The 21,952-nt window shown below is 40.2% G+C and carries 19 protein-coding genes and 1 other annotated feature; of the genes, 3 read left to right on the top strand and 16 right to left on the bottom strand.

What is annotated here, in order from left to right; all coding sequences use genetic code 11:
* Positions 1-107: 107 nt before the first annotated feature.
* The 5 genes from AC4D4B_RS11355 to zapA form a co-directional block, all read right to left on the bottom strand.
* On the bottom strand, positions 108-1,811 hold the full coding sequence (locus AC4D4B_RS11355; protein WP_490999932.1) for a long-chain-fatty-acid--CoA ligase: 1,704 nt from the start codon (positions 1,809-1,811) through the stop codon (positions 108-110).
* 352 nt (positions 1,812-2,163) lie between these two features.
* Positions 2,164-4,521 (bottom strand): endonuclease MutS2, encoded by a 2,358-nt coding sequence (locus tag AC4D4B_RS11350; protein WP_490999931.1) that lies wholly within the window; start codon positions 4,519-4,521, stop codon positions 2,164-2,166.
* A gap of 27 nt (positions 4,522-4,548) precedes the next feature.
* Positions 4,549-6,264 (bottom strand): DNA polymerase/3'-5' exonuclease PolX, encoded by a 1,716-nt coding sequence (polX, locus tag AC4D4B_RS11345; protein ID WP_490999930.1) that lies wholly within the window; start codon positions 6,262-6,264, stop codon positions 4,549-4,551.
* Positions 6,265-6,370: 106 nt separating this feature from the next.
* The gene (locus AC4D4B_RS11340) at positions 6,371-6,913 is read right to left on the bottom strand and encodes a CvpA family protein (RefSeq protein WP_490996469.1); all 543 of its coding nucleotides are present in this window, start codon (positions 6,911-6,913) and stop codon (positions 6,371-6,373) included.
* Between the two features lie 7 nt (positions 6,914-6,920).
* Positions 6,921-7,190, bottom strand: a complete 270-nt coding sequence (gene zapA / locus AC4D4B_RS11335; RefSeq protein WP_490996468.1) for a cell division protein ZapA — start codon at positions 7,188-7,190, stop codon at positions 6,921-6,923.
* A 155-nt stretch (positions 7,191-7,345) separates the two neighbouring features.
* Here zapA and rnhC point away from each other — a divergent pair, with 155 nt between their 5' ends.
* Together rnhC and AC4D4B_RS11325 are read left to right on the top strand one after the other, a co-directional pair.
* Entirely contained in the window at positions 7,346-8,305 is a 960-nt protein-coding gene (rnhC, locus tag AC4D4B_RS11330; protein WP_490999929.1) for a ribonuclease HIII, read from the top strand.
* Positions 8,306-8,655: 350 nt separating this feature from the next.
* Entirely contained in the window at positions 8,656-9,276 is a 621-nt protein-coding gene (locus AC4D4B_RS11325; RefSeq protein ID WP_490999928.1) for a hypothetical protein, read from the top strand.
* Between the two features lie 495 nt (positions 9,277-9,771).
* Here the strand turns inward: AC4D4B_RS11325 and pheT are convergent, their stop codons facing one another.
* The 3 genes from pheT to AC4D4B_RS11310 all read right to left on the bottom strand — a co-directional run bounded on the left by pheT (position 9,772) and on the right by AC4D4B_RS11310 (position 14,358).
* The gene (pheT, locus tag AC4D4B_RS11320; RefSeq protein ID WP_490999927.1) at positions 9,772-12,186 is read right to left on the bottom strand and encodes a phenylalanine--tRNA ligase subunit beta; all 2,415 of its coding nucleotides are present in this window, start codon (positions 12,184-12,186) and stop codon (positions 9,772-9,774) included.
* A gap of 21 nt (positions 12,187-12,207) precedes the next feature.
* On the bottom strand, positions 12,208-13,245 hold the full coding sequence (gene pheS / locus AC4D4B_RS11315; protein ID WP_490996464.1) for a phenylalanine--tRNA ligase subunit alpha: 1,038 nt from the start codon (positions 13,243-13,245) through the stop codon (positions 12,208-12,210).
* Positions 13,246-13,626: 381 nt separating this feature from the next.
* Complete coding sequence (locus tag AC4D4B_RS11310) at positions 13,627-14,358, bottom strand: TrmH family RNA methyltransferase (protein WP_490999967.1); 732 nt, start codon at positions 14,356-14,358, stop codon at positions 13,627-13,629.
* Between the two features lie 128 nt (positions 14,359-14,486).
* On the opposite strand from AC4D4B_RS11310, the gene sspI reads away from it, so the two are divergent.
* Positions 14,487-14,696 (top strand): small acid-soluble spore protein SspI, encoded by a 210-nt coding sequence (gene sspI / locus AC4D4B_RS11305; protein ID WP_066108794.1) that lies wholly within the window; start codon positions 14,487-14,489, stop codon positions 14,694-14,696.
* 48 nt (positions 14,697-14,744) lie between these two features.
* Here sspI and AC4D4B_RS11300 read toward each other — a convergent pair whose 3' ends face one another.
* From AC4D4B_RS11300 to AC4D4B_RS11265, 8 genes are all read right to left on the bottom strand, one after another.
* A complete protein-coding gene (locus AC4D4B_RS11300) occupies positions 14,745-15,833 on the bottom strand; it encodes a M42 family metallopeptidase (protein ID WP_066108797.1) in 1,089 nt (362 codons plus the stop codon).
* 279 nt (positions 15,834-16,112) lie between these two features.
* A complete protein-coding gene (locus AC4D4B_RS11295; RefSeq protein WP_066108799.1) occupies positions 16,113-16,682 on the bottom strand; it encodes a VTT domain-containing protein in 570 nt (189 codons plus the stop codon).
* A gap of 72 nt (positions 16,683-16,754) precedes the next feature.
* The gene (locus AC4D4B_RS11290) at positions 16,755-17,030 is read right to left on the bottom strand and encodes a DUF1294 domain-containing protein (protein ID WP_490999926.1); all 276 of its coding nucleotides are present in this window, start codon (positions 17,028-17,030) and stop codon (positions 16,755-16,757) included.
* A gap of 59 nt (positions 17,031-17,089) precedes the next feature.
* Positions 17,090-17,449: a 50S ribosomal protein L20 gene (rplT, locus tag AC4D4B_RS11285; protein ID WP_066108802.1), complete on the bottom strand. Its 360-nt coding sequence runs from the start codon at positions 17,447-17,449 to the stop codon at positions 17,090-17,092.
* A 32-nt stretch (positions 17,450-17,481) separates the two neighbouring features.
* Positions 17,482-17,682, bottom strand: a complete 201-nt coding sequence (gene rpmI / locus AC4D4B_RS11280) for a 50S ribosomal protein L35 (protein WP_049669916.1) — start codon at positions 17,680-17,682, stop codon at positions 17,482-17,484.
* Between the two features lie 22 nt (positions 17,683-17,704).
* The gene (infC, locus tag AC4D4B_RS11275; protein ID WP_490996461.1) at positions 17,705-18,208 is read right to left on the bottom strand and encodes a translation initiation factor IF-3; all 504 of its coding nucleotides are present in this window, start codon (positions 18,206-18,208) and stop codon (positions 17,705-17,707) included.
* Positions 18,209-18,274: 66 nt separating this feature from the next.
* Positions 18,275-18,407 (bottom strand) — a sequence feature (ribosomal protein L20 leader region).
* Between the two features lie 228 nt (positions 18,408-18,635).
* The gene (gene thrS / locus AC4D4B_RS11270) at positions 18,636-20,564 is read right to left on the bottom strand and encodes a threonine--tRNA ligase (RefSeq protein WP_490996460.1); all 1,929 of its coding nucleotides are present in this window, start codon (positions 20,562-20,564) and stop codon (positions 18,636-18,638) included.
* A gap of 369 nt (positions 20,565-20,933) precedes the next feature.
* Positions 20,934-21,788, bottom strand: a complete 855-nt coding sequence (locus tag AC4D4B_RS11265; RefSeq protein ID WP_490996535.1) for a putative sporulation protein YtxC — start codon at positions 21,786-21,788, stop codon at positions 20,934-20,936.
* Positions 21,789-21,952: the final 164 nt, after the last annotated feature.

Genomic DNA, 21,952 nt, shown 5'->3' with positions numbered 1-21,952 from the left:
AATGAATGAATAGTCATTCATAATTTCATATTAGAGGGGAAAAATAATAAAGTCAAGCTAAATCCCTTTTAATCGAATTGATTTGCAAGAGCGTTCTTTGGAATCCATTAAGCCTCTCTTTTATCAATCGTCTGTTGTTTTTGTTTCTCTTCATCAACCAATACACGTCGTAGAATCTTACCAATCGCGGTTTTCGGAAGCTCATCACGGAATTCATATAGACGAGGTACTTTAAAGGCAGCTAAGTGCTTACGGCAGAACTCATTTAATTCCTGCTCAGTCACTTTTGCATGATCTTTCAATACTACGTATGCTTTGACGGTTTCTCCGCGATACGGGTCTGGCACACCTGCCACAACGGCTTCCTGAATAGCCTCATGCTCATACAATACCTCTTCAATTTCCCTCGGATAAATATTGAACCCACCCGCAATAATGATATCTTTTTTACGATCCACGATGTAGAAGTATCCTTCTTCATCCATATAGCCCATATCTCCCGTTAATAACCAGTCACCGGAGAAAGCGCTTTCTGTTTCCTCCGGACGATTCCAATATCCCCTCATAACTTGCGGCCCCTTTATTGCCATCTCGCCAACCTCACCTGGAGGTAATGGCTCTAAGGTTTCAGAGGATAGAATTGCTGCTTCCGTACTTGGCCATGGCAAACCAATACTTCCCTTCACACGCTTGTCACTCCATAAAAGATTAGCATGAGTTACCGGTGATGTTTCTGTCAAACCGTAGCCCTCAACCAACTTACCACCAGTGAGTTTTTCAAATTTCTCCTGAACCTCCACTGGGAGTGCTGCTGAACCACTTATACAGGCATCAATGGATGACAAATCATACTTCGAAATATCAGGATGATTCAATAAGCCAATATACATGGTTGGAGCTCCTGGAAATAGTGTTGGTTTTTGTTTCTGTATAGTCTTCAAGGTCGTAACCGCATCAAACTTTGGCAATATAATCATCTCATGTCCTTTCATGACGGAAAGGATTAGAACCGTCGTCATCCCATAGACATGGAAAAAAGGCAATATTGCAAGAACTTTTTCTTCTGCTTCTTTATATTTATAGAGCCAGGCATCACACATTTTTGTATTGGCTACCAGGTTATTATGTGTCAGCATAACTCCCTTAGGGAAACCAGTTGTTCCACCCGTATATTGCAGCAAGGCAAGGTCCTCTTCCGGGTTTCCTTCATACTCGATCTCGGTTTTCGGTGATGTTTTTAGGATTTCAGACATGAGGTGATGATTGCCTTTATGCTCAACATTGACGACAATGCCATATTGCTTTTTTTGGATAAATGGATAAATTAAGTTCTTTGGAAAAGGTAAAAAATCTTTGATGGGAGCAACGATGATATGCTGTAAATCTGTTTTTTTCATGACACTCATGACACGGGGGAACAAAATATCTAAAGTTAGGATAACTTTGGCACCTGAATCCTGCATTTGGTATTCAATTTCTCTTTCCATATACAAAGGATTCGTCTGAACCACTATAGCACCTGCTATCAATGATCCATAATAACCAATGACTCCCTGTGGCGAATTTGGTAGCATAATAGCTACTCGGTCACCCTTTTCAATGCCCAGCTTTTTCAAATAATGGGCAAATTGCAGTGCATACTCATACAGTTTCTTATACGTAATTGATGTTCCCATGAAATGAATGGCGTTTTTAGTTGGGTATTTGTAAGCAGACTGTTTTAAATAATCCTGTATTAAATTATGTCCATACTCGATGCTTTTCGGGGTTTCTTCTGGATAATGCTTTAACCATGGTTTTTCTTCCAACATTGTAAAAACCTCCCTTAAAAAGCTATTTCTCCTAGTTAATTATAGTATAATGAATTTTATGTGACAATATTTTACTAATATTCTGTTAACTTTATTTGAATTTTCTAGTACTAAACTCCTAATTAATTATTTTTGAAGTCCTGACTATCCAATAATCACTCTTTTGCTTTTATGTGTACTTGACTTGCCGGTAGGATAAAAAAAAGAGCCTAAACAGCGGGACCCCCCACCATTTAAACTCTTTCACTCACGCGTAAAAAGCCATATATATGATCCCGATTACGATAAATAAAGCAGATACCACCAACAAAATCTTCCCCAATGTTTCCATGGTTTCCTCCTGTGTACTCCCTTATTTCAATTCTACAATCGTCACGCCAATTCCACCTTCAGAGGCTTCCCCAAACCTCATTGATTTCACTGAACGATGATTTTTTAAATACTCTCTGACTCCCTGTCTCAGCGCCCCTGTTCCTTTCCCATGTATTATGGAAACACGCGGATAACCGGCAAGCAAGGCATCATCAATATATTTCTCCACTCTAGACAACGCATTTTCGTAACGCTCACCACGGAGATCAAGCTCTAGATTAACATGAAAATTTTTACCTTTAATCTTGGTGATTGTTTTCGTCTCGACTGGCTTTGGACTTTTCTTAAATTCGAAATCTTTCTCATCCACTTTCATTTTCATGATTCCCATTTGAACATTCCACTCATGGTCGGATACCTTTTCTATTAATTGACCAATTTGTCCCCAAGTGAGAACCTTAACTTCATCGCCAGGCTTAAGCGTCCTTTTGGCTGACGATACAGCGGCTTTTCTTATTTTTTTAGATTCCTCAGGTTTTGCTTCATTAAGCCTTCTCTTCGCCTCTATCAATTCATGCTCTTTGACTTCAGCACTTTTTTCGATTCGCATCTGTCTTAGCTCGCGGATAATTTCCTCCGCTTCTTTTTGAGCCTTTTCTACGAGTTGCCTTGCTTCCTGCTTGGCTTTTTCGATTAGCGTATCTTTTTTATCCTCGTACTCCATTAATTGTTTTTGCAAATCTTGATGAAGGATTTCAGCATCCTTCAAATATTCTTCCGCTTCTTGCCAGTCTTTTTCAGCTTCCTTTCGTGAAGTTTCCAAAGATGCAATCATGTTTTCAACCTTATTGGAATCCGCTCCAATCATTCCACGAGCGTTACGAATAATCCGTTCATTTAAACCCAGCTTCGTAGAGATTTCAAACGCATTACTTCGACCAGGCACGCCGATAAGCAGTCGATACGTAGGACTGAGTGTTTCTACATCAAATTCCACACTCGCATTCATGACGCCTTCTTTATTGTATCCATAGGCCTTCAGCTCAGGATAATGAGTCGTCGCAATAACCTTAGCCCCGCGTGAATGTGCTTCATCCAGGATTGAAATCGCTAGCGCAGCCCCTTCCTGAGGGTCCGTACCAGCTCCAAGCTCATCAAATAGGACGAGTGACTCGAAGTCCAATGTTTCAAGGATTTCTACTATGTTCACCATGTGAGATGAAAATGTACTCAAGCTTTGCTCAATCGATTGTTCGTCCCCGATATCTGCATAGACAGATTTAAAAACGGCTAATTCTGAACCATCCATTGCCGGTACCTGCAAACCTGCCATAGCCATTAATGTACAAAGACCGACTGTTTTTAATGTAACAGTTTTACCACCTGTATTCGGTCCTGTAATGACCATCGTCCCGTAGGTCTCTCCAAGAAGGATGTCGTTGGCAACAACCTCTTCTTTTGGAATAAGCGGATGTCTTGCCTTCTTAAGCTTAATGATTCCCTGATCATTCATAATCGGCATAGATGCATGAATAGCTTTTGCATATTTTGCTTTTGCAAAGGCAAAATCGAGCTTAGCCAAAATAGAGACATTCAGTAGAATATCATCTGCATACTCGCCTACAGCATTGGAAAGTGCAGTCAGAATACGTTCCACTTCCCTGCTTTCTTTTACGCGAATATCCTGTAATGTATTATTCAATTGAACAATAGACTGCGGCTCAATAAACAAAGTTTGCCCTGATGCAGATTGATCGTGAATAATACCGCCATAATGACTTCTGTACTCCTGCTTTACAGGAATGACAAAACGATCATTTCGTATCGTCACAATCGTATCTGATAACATTTTGGCAGCATTGCTTGAACGAATCATACTTTCGAGCTTTTCTCTAACTCTTGCTTCATTCGTGCGCAATTGCTGACGCAACGTCCGGAGCGTATCACTGGCAGAGTCCAGAACCTCACCATGGTCCCCAATTGCCATATTGATGTCTTTTTCCAGATCACTCAGATTCACTAATTGATCTTTATAGTCATAGAGAATAGGAAGTTCGATTTCATTTTCCTGCATATCCTCCAAAAATCTGCGTATAGTCCTGCCTGCTCTTAGCGTACTTGATGCTTCCATCAATTCAACAGGACTGAGAACACCACCAATCCGAGCCCGTTTTATATGGGAGCGAATATCAAATATCCCTCCAAGAGGCACATTGCCCTTTAAGCGATATACGGTTGCAGCCTCGTCTGTTTCATATTGAGTACGTTTAACCTCTTCCAAATCGGTATTAGGCATTAACTGTTCACTTAAGCTTTTTCCCAGACTGGAAGAAGCATGTTTTTGCAATTGTGCAATGATTTTTGTAAACTCGAGTGTTTTTAATACTTTGTCTTGCATGGAGAAAAATCCTCCTTACTTTTTCTGTTAGTCTCTATTGAGGAAAGCTAAAAAATCGTCCTCATTTTGGGCGTTTAATACAGTCTCTTTCTTGATCCAGCCACGCTTGGCGTTTGACACACCTACGTCCATATTCTCCAGCATATCAATGCTGTGAGCATCTGTATTAATAACGATTTTAACTCCTGCATCCTGAGCTTTTTTAACATTTTCCGCTGCTAAATCGAGACGATTTGGATTGGCGTTCAACTCTAATGCCGTATTAGTTTCTTTTGCAAGCTGAATCAATAAATCCATATCCACTGCGTAACCGTCTCTTCGCCCAATAACCCGCCCAGTTGGATGTGCGATAATATCGACATGTTTATTGGTCAATGCTGTTTTCAAACGCTCCATAATCACTTCCTGCGGTTGTGAGAAGGAGGAATGAATAGAAGCAATAACAATGTCTAATTGTTCTAGAATTTCATCATCAAAATCAAGTGTGCCATCGGGAAGGATGTCCATTTCGATACCGGACAGGATCATGATGTCATCATATTCCTTATTTAACTTCCTGATTTCTTCTTTCTGTTTTAAAACTCTTTCCGGTGTCAGTCCGTTTGCCACTTTTAAATATTGAGAATGATCGGTTATGGCCATATAGCGATACCCCTTGGCACGGCAGGCTTCTACCATTTCTCTTAACGTATGGGACCCGTCACTCCAGGTTGTATGCATATGAAGATCACCTTTAATATCCTCCAAGGAAATTAAACCGTAATCAGCTTGATATTTATCGATTTCAGTACCATCCTGCCTAATTTCCGGTGGAATATACGGCAGACCAAAATGGCTATATAGATCTTCTTCGCTCTCAAATGTTTTCACTTCACCGGTTTCTAAATTTTCTACGCCATATTCACTAACCTTTTCACCGCGGTCCTTAGCCAATTGACGCAGTCGGACATTATGATCCTTAGATCCAGTAAAATAGTGTAAGGCCGTTGCAAACTCAGCTGGCTTTACCATCCTGAAATCTACTGCTATTTCATAATCATAGGCTAAAGCAAGAGACACTTTTGTATCACCGGCTGCAACGATATGATCAATATTGGTTAACCCTAAGATTTGTTCTTTGACACTCAAGGGATTGTCAGTAGCTATGATAAAATCAAGGTCTTTTATCGTTTCACGTCCGCGCCTTACACTGCCAGCTCTTGAAAAGCGAATAACATCTTCCATTGCCTGCAGTTTTGCCTCAATGTCTTCCACAATCGGCAGCATAACAGCAAGAGGTAGACGATCCGGTTTTGTCCCCATTGCTTTGATGGCATCAAGTATGTTTTCTTCAGACTTTTTGCCAAAGCCGGCAAGTTTACTGACTTTCCCTTCTTCACACGCTTTCTGCAGCTCTTCCGCATTCGTAATATTTAATTCTTTGTATAGCTTGGCAATCTTTTTCCCACCGAGTCCTTGTAAGCGCAGAAGAGGAATTAACCCCTTCGGTACTTCCTCCTGCAATTCTTTAAGGACCTCTGATGATTCTGTTTCGATATATTCATTTATGACAGCTGCCGTTCCTTTGCCGATCCCGCTCAGCTTGGTGAAATCATCAATCTCCGACAGGCTGCGTTCATCTACTTCAAGTGCCTGTGCAGCTTTGCGAAAGGCAGATACCTTAAATTGATTTTCTCCCTTTAATTCCATATATATAGCTATTGTTTCCAATAGTTTAATGACATCTTTTTTATTTACGCTCATTCCTGCCACCTACCCGTAATTTCATTTATTAGATACCTTTATCCTTCATTATATACAAGCTTATTCGGATACTAAAAAAGAATGACTTCCCTATTGGAAGAGGAAGTCATGAAAATGGATGGAACCACAAATTTGTCACCCAATCAGATAAAAATGGGGTGTTCATAATGATTATTTTCGCTAAGGATGAGTTATGTATCATTTCCTGCAGTGACTCAATGGGTAGCATAGCACCAATAAATAGGATAATAAACATACCCAAATACATTTCTACAAATCCCAAAGCTCCGCCAGCCAATTGATTAAATTGTTTCAAAAGCGGCAGCTGCGCAAGAAAATCCAGCATGGATCCAATAATTTGCAGAACAATTTTTACACCAACAAAAATAATAAAGAATGCAATTGCATTATAAAAAGCAGAATCCAAGTCTGTTATATTAAACAGCATATTAAGGCTTGAGTCTGTATCCGCTGATGATGGAAAAGGAACCCACATTTCAAGCTTAGGACCGAGGTCTTTATAAAATAATTTAGCTACAATCAAGGCAATAATAAAACTTAACAAGTGAACAAGCTGCAAGATTAAGCCTCTTCTTAAACCTATTAAAAATCCTATGAGTAAAGCTACTAATATGAATAGTGTAACCATAATATCCTCATTTCTTCTGTTGATTTATTTCTATTTCCAAGGCTTCTATCTTTTCTAATAATTTATAGTATTCGTGCATCGTATTAACCGCAGTTAATACAGCTAATTTAGTCGTATCCAGACTCGGGTTTTTTTGACCAATTTCGCGCATTTTATCATCCACCGAGTGGGCAACTTGTCGTAAATGAGAAGTTGATTCATCGCCTACAATGGTGTATTGTTGTCCATATATCTCAACGTTTATCCTGTTTTTATTAGACAAGGCGGTTGCCTCCAATCATAAAAATCCTGTCTACTATCATAACATGAAAACCAATTTCTTGGTATTCCTAGATAAAAACTACTATCAAATCGCAAAATATCATATATACCAATTTCCGTCCTATCAACAAGAGGACGGGAATTTGGCGTAAAGAGGAGTAGAGTAGAAAAATGGCGAATACTGTTATTACTGTAACAAAAGAAACGATTTTAAAAATGAAATCCCATTATCTAAATTCTGTATTGCCTAAAACACCACCCGGAGCTGTTTTCTCAGCGAAAATGAACGGGATGACGATTACGGCCTATAATTCTGGAAAAGTATTGTTCCAGGGAGCCGTCTCAGATGCAGAAGTTCAAAAATGGAGTAGCGGATCAGTCAATGCTGCTGCCCCTCAAAAAAAATCAACCATTAAAAAAAGAAGTGTGTCCGACCATATCTATCGTCCTCCCCATACAATCAATGAGTTGAGTATCATTGGTACAGATGAAGCGGGAACGGGCGATTACTTCGGACCCATAACAGTTGCGGCAGCCTACGTCAGCAAGGAACATATTCGGGAACTTGAAAATATGGGCATACGGGATTCTAAAACGATTCGCGATCCGCAAATATTAACTCTTGGCAAAAAGATTACAGCCATGATCCCGTACAGTCTGCTTGTCCTGAAAAACGAAAAATACAATAGCCTTCAGCAAAAAGGAATGAGCCAGGGTAAAATGAAAGCCTTGCTGCATGAACAAGCCATTCATCATTTACTGGCCAAATTGGAAGGAACCAAACCAGATGGAATTCTCATAGACCAATTTTGTGAACCTGATATTTATTTTCGCCATACCGCCACGAACGGAAATCGTGAAGTTCCTTTGTATTTCAGCACAAAAGCTGAAAGTATATCCACAGCTGTAGCAGCTGCTTCCGTCATTGCCCGCTACGCATTCTTAAAACATATGGACCTACTCAGCGAACAGGCAGGGATGACGATCCCTAAAGGAGCCAGTTCAAAAGTGGATGAAGCTGCCGCTGTCTTTATCGCTAAAAAAGGAGAAAGTGAATTAAACGCCTATGCCAAGCTTCACTTCGCCAATACAGAAAAGGCACGGAAGCTCGTAAAACGAATTGGATTATAATCAAACACTCAGTCTGGGAGCATAAAAGCATCTGGTCTGAGTGTTTTTATTATGGAGTAAAGTCGTTGTTTAACAAGACTCTCCGTTTAACAGGGCCTCGAGGGTTGTATTTACGAGAATCAAGCCGACTTTATTCAAAATCCGGCCGAATTTAGAAGGAATACAGTCAATCTTGGTAATAATCCAGCCAAGTTTGATTTGAATCCAGCCAAACTACCCCTAAATCCAGCCGCTATCCTCAGCCAATTAAAATGATGTTTACTATTGTATGAAAAACTTACCAGTTTACCGCATTTTCTGAAGGGAATAAATTAATCGGAATTTTTTCGAAGAGATGAGGTAAAACGAGAATGGAAAATGTTGTGTTAAGTTTTTTCAAGGTTGAAAGCGAAGCATATCAGGCTTTATCTGAGCTAAAAAGAACTCATACATCCCAGAAAGATTTTGTCCTCTCACAAGCAGTTATACTAAAAAAAGTTGATGGGGAAATTATCACAAAGGATGGCTTCAACACAGGCAGTCAAACAAGTGATGACACTTTATTGGGCGGACTTATCGGAGGAGCGCTTGGGTTACTTGGCGGTCCTATAGGTATCCTTTTGGGAATGGGGATAGGCGCCGGCTTTGGTTCTTTATTAGATATGAGTGATGCCAAGGAAGAGGACGGTATGCTTTATACGGTTTCTACAAAAATGAAAGACGGAGATATAGCTCTTATATCTGTTATACAAGAAGAATCACAAGCATCCTATAATGAGATCATTAATCAATTTGATACGGTAATCGTTAGATACCGCGCTAGCGTTATTCAGGAAGAACTAGATCTTGCGCGTAAGGTACAAAAGGAATTAGAACACGAAGCAAAAGCCAGAATGAAAGAACAGCGCTCAAAAGAAAGACGAGAAATAATCGACGAATATAGTACGAAATTAAGAGAAGAATTCAAACAAATTAAAGAGAAACTATCATAAACATACATTGACAAGTTAGTTACTTTAAATCATACATAAAAAAAAGATTGCTATTTACAGCAATCTTTTTTTCATTAAATTAGCCAGATAAGGGAGATGGCTTCCACCACTCCCTCAATCAATTGACGTTGCCACACGACGTGGCGGTCTTAGTCTTTGTTCCTTTTTCAGTCGTTTCAGCTTTTTGTTAGATCTAGCTTCAGTGGCTAAAAGCTCGGGACATAAGCATAGCCTCTACAGGAGGAGGAACACCTCCTTCCGAGCCTCTGTCTTATGCTCCTCGCGTGCCTACAGGATGTAGGTCATGAAGACGTTGCCACACGACGTGACGCTCTTAGTCTTCGTTCCTTTTTCAGTTGTTTCAGCTTTTCGGTGGATCCAGCTTCAACGGCTAGAAGCTCAGGACATAAGTATGGTCTCTGCAGGAGGGAAGAACGCCTCCTTTCGAGCCCCTGTCTTATGCTCCTCACTTCTGGGCGAGCCGTTTCAGCTTTTCTAGCCTCTCAGCTGTGCTCCAGCTTTTTCTTCTACTGCCATTAGGACTTTGCTGTGGGCTTTGGTTACTTCTTCGTCTGTTAATGTTTTTTCAGGGTCGAAGTATTTTAGGGAGAATGCTAATGATTTTTTGCCTTCTTCCATTCTTTCTCCTTCGTATAAGTCGAATAAGTGAACTTCTTTTAATAGTTTGCCGCCAGCTTCTTTGATAATCGTGCTGATTTCTCCCGCTACTGCTTCAGAATCCACAACCAATGCAATATCACGTGTAATAGAAGGGAATCTTGGAATAGCTGTATATTGAATTGGTTCTTGGTCTACATGTAAAAGATCGACTAGAGACAATTCAAATACATAGGTTTCTTTTAAGTCTTCTTTCTTTTCAACTTTCGGATGAACTTGACCTACGAAACCAATTAATTCTCCATCTAAGAACAATTCAGCTGTGCGTCCTGGATGCATACCTTCAACGATCGCTTGTTTCCACTCGATGCGGTTTTCTACGCCAAGCTTGCGGAATAAGCCTTCAAGGATTCCTTTTACAACGAAGAAATCTACTTTCTTCTTCTCTCCCTGCCATAGGTTCGTGTTCCATAGACCCGTTACAGCACCAGCAAGATGCTCTTTTTCTTCTGGAAGCTCTGTATCAGAAGTTTTAAGGAAAATAGCGCCTGTTTCATAAACAGCCATATTTTCATTTTGACGAGCTACATTATGCTTTAACACATCCAGCAAGCCAGGAATCAGGCTCATACGAAGAGTGCTTCTTTCTTCACTCATCGGCATTGCCAAACGAATGCTTTCACGTTGCTCTAATGCATACAGTGCTGCTTTTTCAGCAGATGTTAGAGAATAGGTGATGTTTTGCATTAAACCGGCTTCTTCTAGATAACGGCGTACAACTCGACGCTTCATTTGGTAAGGAGTTAGTACACCAGGCTTAGAAGCACCAACCGGCAATGTTTTTGGAATATTATCGTATCCGTAAAGTCTTGCTACTTCTTCAATAATATCTTCAGGAATCGTAATATCTCCACGGCGTGTCGGTACCGTAATAACAAAGTCTTCTCCATCTACATTCACTTCAAATTGAAGGCGCGTTAGAATATCCTTCACTTCGTTCACAGATAATGACGTACCCAATACTTTATTGATTTTTCCAAGACCAATACTGATTACGGCTTCTTCAATCTTCATCTCATTAAATTCTGCTTGACCTTCAAGCACTGTACCGCCTGCAAGCTCTGCGATTAATTCTGCCGCACGCTCTCCAGCAGCACGAACACGATTTGGATCCACACCTTTTTCAAAGCGGGCGCTTGCTTCTGAACGAAGACCAAAATCTTTGGAGGCTTTGCGGACAGGACCGCCTGCAAAATAGGCTGCTTCCAGTAATACAGTTGTTGTTCCATCAATAACCTCAGAGTTGGCTCCTCCCATCACACCAGCAAGTGCAATAGCTTCTTTGCCATTTGTAATGACTAAATGATCATCGCTAAGCGTACGTTCAGCTTCATCCAATGTAGTGAGCTTTTCACCTTCATGCGCCATACGAACGACAATTTCTTTAGATTGTAAACGATCATAATCGAACGCATGCAATGGCTGACCATATTCAAGTAAAATAAAATTCGTAATGTCGACCACATTATTATGCGGACGGATTCCGCTCTTCATTAATCGGCTTTGCAGCCATAATGGAGATGGACCGACTTTTACATCTTTAATGATTTTCGCGATATAAAGAGGATTTTGCTCAGGTGCCTCCACTTTTATGCTTACATAGTCTTCCGCTTTCTCCGTGCCTGCTTTTACAGTTACTTCTGGTAATTTAACTTCTTTACCCAAAATTGCAGCTACTTCATAAGCAACACCAAGCATACTTAAGCAATCAGAACGGTTTGGTGTTAATCCAAGCTCAAGAATATGATCATCCAGTCCCAGTTGTTCAAGCGCATTTGTGCCAGGAACTACATCTTCAGGGAATACAAAAATACCTGTACTAAATTCTTTTGCCACTACTTTGGCTTCAATGCCCAATTCCTGTAGGGAACAGATCATGCCGTGGGATGCTTCTCCGCGCAGCTTACTCTTTTTGATTTTGAAATTCCCTGGTAAAACAGCTCCTACTTTTGCGACAGGAACTTTTTGTCCTGCTGCTACATTCGGCGCACCGCACACGATTTGAACGGGCTCTTCTTCACCGATATCTACTTTACAAACACTTAATTTATCAGCATTCGGATGCTGTACTTTTTCAAGTACATGTCCGATTACCACGTTTTGGATCACCTCAGCAGGAGATTCTACACCTTCTACTTCGATTCCGCTTCTTGTAATTTTTTCTGCCAACTCATTAGCATTGATTCCATCTAAATCAACATAATCCTGTAACCATCTATATGATACAAACATCTTATTTCCTCCCTCTAATTCTTACTCGTGACGATGAAACTGGCTTCCGAAACGTACATCATTTGTATAGAAATGACGGATATCGTCAACACCGTATTTCAGCATGGCAATCCTTTCAACACCCATACCAAATGCAAATCCAGTGTACTTCTTGGAATCAAATCCTGCCATCTCAAGTACATTCGGGTGAACCATACCTCCGCCCAGAATTTCGATCCAACCTGTTTGTTTACATACTGAACAGCCTTTTCCACCACAAATTTTACAGGAAATATCCATTTCAACTGAAGGCTCTGTGAATGGGAAAAAGCTTGGACGAAGGCGAATTTCACGATCTTCACCAAAGAATTTTTTCGCAAATACTTCAAGAGTTCCATTTAAGTCAGCCATTGTAATGTTCTCATCCACCACAAGACCTTCAATTTGCATAAATTGGTGAGAGTGTGTGGCATCGTCATTATCACGGCGATATACTTTACCAGGACAGATAATTTTAACCGGTCCCTTGCCTTCATGCTTTTCCATTGTACGAGCTTGTACAGGGGATGTATGAGTACGCATTAAGATTTCCTCGGTAATGTAGAAGGAATCCTGCATATCACGGGCAGGATGGCTCTTAGGAAGATTCAATGCTTCGAAATTATAATAATCCTGTTCCACTTCCGGACCTTCAGCCACTGTGTAGCCCATTCCAAGGAATAGGTCTTCTAATTGTTCTTGAATTTTTGTTAAAGGATGGTGATTCCCTTTATTAACAGGAGCTCCAGGAAGAGTGACGTCAATTTTTTCCTTTGCCAATTTTTGATTAACAGCTTCTTCCTCTAATGCGTGCTGCTTTTCTTCAATTGCAGATGCGATCGCTCCTCTTACTTCATTGGCAAGTGCCCCTACCTTTGGACGTTCTTCTGCTGAAAGACTGCCCATTCCTCTCAATACCTCGGTGATAGGTCCTTTTTTGCCAAGGTACGCAACACGGACATCATTCAAGCCTTTGAGGTCAACAGCAATCTGTACTTTTTCCAAGGCTTCCTGCTGCAATGCTTGTAATTTCTCTTGCATAATTAAATCCTCCTATTTGATTTTTGATGAAAACCAATAAATGAAAACAACAAAAAACCCCGTCCCCAAAAAGGGACGAGGTTATCATCGCGGTACCACCCTTGTTAGCGTCCTATTCATTATAGGCTCGCTCGCTTCATTCAATAACGACATTTCTGCCGGCTAACCTTTACACAAACGTTTTGTCTGTGGTCCCGGTTGCAGCTCCGGGGGTGAATTCACTTGTTTGCCTTTTTCCATAAAAACGCTCTCAGTCTCAGGCGTTTTTTTCCTGTAAGGCGGTCAAACAGCTACTTAGTCCCCATCTATGCTTTTCATCATCCAATTTTATTTACTCATTATAATCTATATTGCCCCGAGTTTCAAACGTTCATTTGCTCTTTATTTAAGGCCATACATCAAAATGCCGGCAGCTACTGCCACATTTAATGATTCACTTTTTCCGTATATAGGAATATACACATTTTGATCTGTTTGTTCTAGCAGTTCTTTGCTGACGCCGTTGCCTTCATTGCCGACAAGTATAGCGAACCGATCTGCTTTACTTATCTCTTTATAAGGCTTTGCTCCCTGCAAGGCAGTTCCATAAACCTTCAAACCTGACTGTTGTAATTTCTCCACCCAAGTCTCTAGGCTACCTTTAAAAATTGGGATATGAAACAGGCTTCCCTGTGTGGAGCGAACTACCTTTGGACTGTATGCATCTGCGCACCCGTCCCCGAGTATAACGGCATCAAAGCCCGCAGCATCTGCTGTACGTATCATGGTTCCGATATTCCCTGGATCCTGCACACGATCAATTAATAATACAGTTGAAATGTCCGCTCCTAACCCAGGGAAAGTCGGCTTCCTGCAAGCCGCTGCAACTCCCTGTGGTGTGTCAGTATCCGCGATTGCTTTAAAAATGTCTTTATGTACGGTAAACAGATCAATGCCTTCAAGCTCCCACTTTAAAGGTAAATCAGTACCTTCCTTCACAATCAGTTCTTCCACTAATCCATGCATAAGAGCTTCCTCTACTAAATGAAAACCTTCCACTACGAAAAGACCGCTTTTATCCCTGTCCTTCTTTGTCAAAAGCTTCTTCCATTGCTTTACACGTGCATTTTGCATTGATTCAATATATTTCAATATAAGTCACCCTCTTATCAAACGTTCTTTCATTATATCCCAAATTTAATACATAGAAAAAGGAAAGAAAAGCAAAACTAAGTATGAGACCAAAATTGGAGGGAATATCCATGAATTTAAATCTTAGAAATGCCATTATCCATAATGTAACAGGCAATACTCAGGATGAACTGGAAGCCACTATTGTAGATGCCATCCAAAGCGGTGAAGAAAAAATGCTGCCGGGCCTTGGTGTATTATTTGAGCTTATTTGGCAAAAAGCCTCTGAAAGCGAAAAGGACGAGATGCTCCATCTTTTAGAAAGTGCACTCAGCAAATAACAAAGAACGATGACGGAGTTATTCTCCATCATCGTTTTTATTTTGCATTCAATCAAACGTAATCTTATCCACCGTTTCCCGGTTCAGACGTTTAACCAATTCTACAATAAGGTTAACCGTATTTTCATAATCATCACGATTTAATATCCCCGCATTAGAATGGATATAACGAGTTGGAATCGTAATCGCGATAGAAGGTACACCCGTACCGCTGACATGGAATGATCCGGCATCTGTTCCGCCGCCAGGTATATGATCAAATTGATACGGTATATTCATTTCTTCTGCCACACCGACAATAAAGTCCCTCAAGCCTTTATGAGTCACCAGGCTTGCATCATATAACACCAGTCCCGGACCGTCTCCCGCTTTTGTTAAACCGTCCTTTTCAGATAATCCCGGCGTATCAATTGCCACTCCAACATCTACAGCAATCGCAATATCAGGCTGTACATAATTAGCCGCTGTTTTAGCGCCGCGCAGCCCAACCTCTTCCTGAACAGTTCCTACGCCGAATACGGTATTCGGATGGTTTTCATCTTTCAGGCGTTTTAATACCTCTATTGCCACCGCACATCCAATTCGGTTATCCCATGCTTTGGCCATTAACATTTTTTCGTTTTTAAGTACCGTAAATTCGGAGTACGGTGTTACCATATCTCCTGGACGAATTCCCCATTCAAGTACTTCATCCCGGCTTGTGGCTCCGATATCAATGAACATATTTTTGACATCTGCCGGTTTCTTTCTCGCTTCCGGAGTAAGGATATGAGGCGGTGAAGATCCGATTAATCCCGTAATTTGCTCGCCCCCCGAAGTAGTTACTGTAACACGCTGAGAAAGCATAACCTGTGACCACCAGCCACCAATCGTTTGAAAAAAGAGGAAGCCTTTGTCATCAATCCGGGTAACCATAAAACCCACTTCATCAAGGTGTCCGGCAATCATAATGCGCGGTCCTTTTTCTTCTCCTGTTTTCTCAGCAATCAAACTCCCGATTCCATCAAATGAAAGGCTATCAGCATATGGCTCAATTAGCCTTCTCATAACCTTTCTTGGTTCTCCTTCATTACCTGCAATGCCATTAACATCTGTTAGCTCCTTCAGCATAGAAAGCGTATCATCTAGATGTTTCATAAAAAGAGCCTCCTTAACTATGTATATCATTCTTTATAGTATATGTATTATTTCCCTTTACTATCAAATAATCGAAAGGCCATTATGAATCAGCCGGAAGACTTCCGTTAATATTCACTTCTAATATAGTCTGACCATGGAACTGGTTCATTCCATTAAATATGGCCACTCCTCCTGTCTCCCAACCGGTCTTCAGTAAACTGAATAGGACTTCATTCTATTAACCATCTAAAAAAGCCTGCAAAACTTATCTATACAAATAAGTTTAACAGACTAATGTTAAGTATGACCAAAAAACTGACTCCACTTAATAATGACCTTCTTTTCTCGAAGGAAAAAGAGCAAGATAATCAACGCTGAAATGATAATCAGCATCATCGTTGGAGAAAACTTTGCAATCGAATGTCCAAATACCGTATAAAAAAATGCTAAGGGAATATTGGACCAAAAAACGGCTTTTGCGTAATCCGTAAAGGTTTTGCTGTTGCCGATTAAATAAAAATTCAGGAGATGGAAATGTATAAACGGAATAAGCCTTAGGATACTCGCCTGCTTTACATTTATTCTTCCTCCGAACTTCAATGTACGCTCATCTAACTTTTCAAGCTTATGCTGTAATTTCGGCATTTTAATAATCATAAAGTAAAAAATAATCGATGATAGCCAGAGACCTAATAAAGATAATAATGTGCCGAATACAGCACCAAACATAATCCCGCCCGCCATACAAACAACAGCTACCGGAATAAAAATATATTGCCTTACTATATGGAAAACCACAAAGACAAGAGGTGACCAAAAACCACCTGCCTCAATAAAAGCGAGCAACATGGTAAAATCATAATCCATACTCACACCCCATTTTGCCTTTCTACGTTGTTAAAACTTGGCTTATTTATTAATATATGTTCATTTGCTTAATTATGACTGTATGGTTGATAAAAGAATAGCTGCAATGATTACGTCCACGATTGCTAATAATGGAAAGCCAGCCACAAAAGCTTTATGCTTTGTTTTATGCCTGAATAGCTGCATACCTGCTGTCCCGCCAATAGCTCCTCCAGCAAGAGCCAGAATCCACAATGTTTTCTCGCTTATGCGATATCGATTATGTTGAGCTCTGTTTTTATCCAGTTTCATAACAAGAAGTAAGGTTAAATTGATCAGTATAAAATAACCAATGATAAGCTCTTTCATATTCCCCTCTCCTCCCATAACAAAAGGCGCCCCCAATCACTTGAGAAGCGCCTCTATTATTATTTATTAAGTTCTTTTTTAGCTGTTTCTGCTAATTGAGCAAATGCTGCTGCATCGCTAACTGCAAGCTCAGCAAGCATTTTGCGGTTTACTTCGATACCAGCAAGTTTCAAACCGTGCATTAAACGGCTGTAAGAAAGACCATTGATGCGAGCTGCTGCATTGATACGAGTAATCCATAATTTACGGAAGTCGCGTTTCTTTTGGCGACGATCGCGGAATGCATATTGCAAGGATTTCATTACTTGCTGATTAGCAACTTTGTATAATGTATGTTTTGAACCGAAATAACCTTTAGCTAGCTTTAATACTTTTTTACGACGTTTGCGCGTCACTGTACCGCCTTTAACACGTGGCATATCTAATTCCTCCTAAAATTGAGCGTTCTCAATTACTTGATATTGTCTAATAGATGACGAATGCGTTTGAAATCTCCGGAACTAACCATTCCACTTTTACGTAATTTACGTTTTGCTTTAGTAGATTTGTTAGCGAATAAGTGGCTTGTGTAAGCGTGGCTGCGCTTAAGCTTACCAGAACCAGTTTTTTTGAATCGCTTTGCAGCGCCTCTGTGAGTTTTCATTTTTGGCATGGGAAATTTCCTCCTCGAAACATTACTTTTCGTTTTTCGGTGCTAAAATCAAGAACATGCTGCGTCCGTCCATTTTTGGCGCTGTTTCCACAGTAGCCACTTCTTTACATTCCTCTGCAAAGCGAACTAATACGCGCTGCCCGATTTCTTTATGGGTAATAGCCCGTCCTTTAAATCGAATGCTTGCTTTAACCTTATCGCCTTTTTCAAGGAACTTAATGGCATTGCGAAGCTTCGTATTAAAGTCATGCTCGTCGATAGTTGGGCTTAAACGAACTTCTTTTAAACTAATCGTTTTTTGATTTTTTCTAGCTTCTTTATCCTTCTTCTGTTGCTCGAAACGGAACTTACCATAGTCCATAATACGGGCGACAGGAGGCTTTGCGTTCGGTGCAACCAGCACAAGATCCAAATTCACGCGTGTAGCAATTTCTAATGCCTCAACGCGGGATTTAATTCCAAGCTGCTCACCATTTTGATCAACTAGACGTACTTCTCGGGCACGAATGCCTTCATTTAAGATCAAGTCTTGTTTGCTAATAATAAGCCACCTCCAAGATTTTCTAGCAAATACTACTTCACATGCTTTTTAAACATATAAAAAAGGCCGGTGCATGCACACCCGCCCATAAAAAGACATACCGTCTGATTATATCAATTGAACCAGTTAACTACTCTTAAAAGAGTGTTATACAGGTGAGAAGCGGGTGCTTCTGCTTTATAATGTGTCGTATTTGATTTGCTCACTAAAAATCATTTTAACATGTTTCGCTGTATAATGTCAATAGAAGCTCATTCGTAATGACAACAAAAGTTATTTTATCAAATAATGTACCTGGTGGCAAGAGGTTTTTGAAGAAAGATTAAAAAGATGTAACTTACTTCACCTATAATATAGAAGGGATTCAAAAAGGAACCTATCCACATTCGAATAGGTTCCTAACTATAAGAAGTTATTTCAATTCACCTTTAATCATATTCAAGAACTCATCAAATGGCATAGTCTCTGATTTCTGTTCTCCATACTTACGTACGTTAACATTACCATTTTCTTGTTCTTGATCTCCCACCACAAGCATGTAAGGGATTTTTAGCATTTGAGCTTCACGAATCTTATAGCCCATTTTTTCATCGCGTAGGTCTACTTCTACACGTAAACCTGCACGTTGAAGGCTCGCTTCAATTTCTTTTGCATAATCAAGATGAACATCCGGAGATACTGGAATAACCTGAACCTGAACTGGTGCTAACCAAGTAGGGAAGGCTCCTTTGTATTCCTCAATTAAGAACGCAACGAAACGTTCCATAGTTGAAACAACCCCACGGTGAATAACAACTGGGCGATGCTGTTTGCCGTCTTCTCCAACGTACGTAAGATCAAAACGTTCAGGAAGCAAGAAGTCAAGCTGTACTGTGGAAAGAGTCTCATCTTTTCCAAGCGCTGTTTTAACTTGAACATCCAATTTAGGTCCGTAGAAAGCCGCTTCGCCTTCTGCTTCGAAATAGTCAAGACCCATCTCATCCATTGCTTCTTTCAGCATGGATTGAGCTCTTTCCCACATTGCATCATCATCAAAGTATTTTTCCTTATCAGCTGGATCACGGTAAGAAAGACGGAAGGAATAGTTCTCCATACCGAAGTCTTTATACACTTCCAGGATTAAAGTAACAACACGCTTGAATTCATCTTTAATTTGGTCAGGGCGTACAAATACGTGAGCATCATTTAATGTCATTCCACGTACCCTTTGCAGACCTGCCAATGCACCAGACATTTCATATCTATGCATCATACCCAATTCAGCAATCCGAATTGGAAGCTCACGATAGCTGTGAATATCGTTTTTATAAATCATCATGTGATGCGGGCAGTTCATTGGACGAAGAACCAGCTGTTCATTATCCATGTCCATTACTGGGAACATATTTTCCTGATAGTGATCCCAGTGACCGGATGTTTTATAGAGGTCTACACTGCCCATGATTGGTGTATACACATGGTCATAGCCAAGCTTTTGTTCTTTATCCACAATATAGCGTTCAATGACACGGCGAATCGTTGCACCTTTTGGAAGCCATAGCGGCAGACCTTGTCCAATTAATTGAGAGTTCATGAATAAATCAAGCTCTTTCCCAATTTTACGGTGATCACGTTCTTTCGCTTCTTCTAACAGACGTAAATGTTCGTCCAAATCTTCTTTCTTGAAGAATGCAGTTCCATACACACGTTGAAGCATTTTATTATCGCTGTCTCCACGCCAGTAGGCACCCGCAATATTCAATAGCTTAAATTCTTTAATTTTGCCAGTTGAAGGTACATGAACTCCACGGCAAAGGTCAAAGAATTCACCTTGTTCATAAATCGTTACAGTTTCCTCTTCAGGAATCGCATCAATCAATTCCAGCTTATACTCATCGCCAATTTCTTCAAATAGACGCTTCGCTTCAGCACGGCTGACTTCTTTACGGACAATATCAATATTCGCATTAATGATTTTCTTCATTTCTTTTTCGATTAAAGGAAGGTCTTCCGGTGTAATGGATTTCTCTAAATCCATATCATAATAGAAGCCGCCCTCAATTACTGGGCCTACACCAAATTTAACATCTTTATAAATTCGTTTAACTGCCTGTGCCAATAAATGCGCTGTACTGTGGCGCAATACTTCCAGGGCTTCCGGTTGATCCGGAGTCACAATCTCTACTGAAGCATCCTCTGTAATTGGTCGGCGCAAATCATATAATGCTCCGTTTACCTTTCCTGCAATTGCTTTTTTCTTTAATCCAGAACTAATGGAAGAAGCAATTTGCTCAGTTGTAATTCCAGATTCAAATTCCTTTACCGCGCCATCTGGAAATGTAATTTTGATCATTTCAGCCATGTGAGCCACTCCTTTTTCTACATAATAAAAAGCCCGTCCCTAATAAATTAAGGGACGAGCTATTGTATACTAAATAAACCCGCGGTTCCACCCAAATTCCGGTGCTGATATTTCAGCTTTTCCGGCACTTGTATCTTTTAACGGAGTTCCCGTCAGCCAATAATCACCCAAATATGTTTTCCTGGCTGAAGTTCAAAGGCGGTAAGCATTTCAAGTCTATGAGGAAGCTTGCAGCCACTGGCTTCCCTCTCTGTTCACAGCTTTTTAAACACTCATGTCCTTATCGTAACCTATCGATTATAAACTTGTATGTAGGTTATTATAAAAGCTTATGAGGACAAAAGCAAGTTACTTTCTATTCTTTTATCATTATGAACGCTCTTCTACCTTTTTAACCTGTTCATGGAAGTAACTGATTCGGAACAAAAGGATTCTTTCCTCGAAAATTTTCCTCAATGTAGTGATTACACGATTATCCTCATCATCCGCATAAATATGAATTCGTTTCGGTGCTAAGGAAACCAGCGGTGCAATGGTATTTGAATCAATAAACATAGGATTCTCAGCCATCAATTTACGGTCGATTACTTTAAGAATATCTTGTTTTGAAATCAGCTCAAAATATCGATTATAAAATTGAAATTCTTCATGATAAACTAAATGAATTTCATCAACCTGCGGATTCCGCTCCTCAATCAATCGTCTTAGCACGGAGATAAATTCCTGATAATCCTGCTCAAGCTTATACTCATCAATCGCAAATCCCACTAATGTAACAAGCGATTCATGGATATCCCTTAAACGAAAATTCCATAATGATCGAAACGAAAAATCAATTCTTTGTTTAACTACTTCCTGCAGGAGATACTTGACTTGTTTTTTTAATTGTTCTGAAAGGTGTTGGCTACCACTATAGGCAGCTTCACCATCCCACATAAGCAATGCGATTTCTGCAATCTGGCTAATTTCATCTTCATCCTCATATAAAAAGCGTTCCCGAATCACATCCCGAATTTTGCATTCCAGATGATAGGTAGAGAAAAATGTATATAAAGCATCAATGAGTGCGTGACAAAAAATTTCCTCCTGATCCGGGTCCCAAAGAAAGGAGACAGACTTTTGGCCATCCTTATGAACAGAATGAATTGCCTGTCGGATAAAAAAATCGCTGTTCTTAAATCGAACATGCCAATTAGCCTGTTCTTCCTGTGAATCAAAATACATCGTAAGCAACCCTATCCCTCCAGACTATCGGAACTCCTAGTTTTATGTATATGGGACATGGCAATCCTTTAGAATGGATGGATAAAATTAGATTTAAAATAAAAGTATCATGGCAGACTGTACAGGACCGCTATATTATTGCCTGCATATCAAATGAATCTCAT

The sequence above is a fragment of the Pradoshia sp. Z6_59 genome (assembly GCF_058267515.1).
This window is presented reverse-complemented; position numbering and strand designations above follow the sequence as displayed.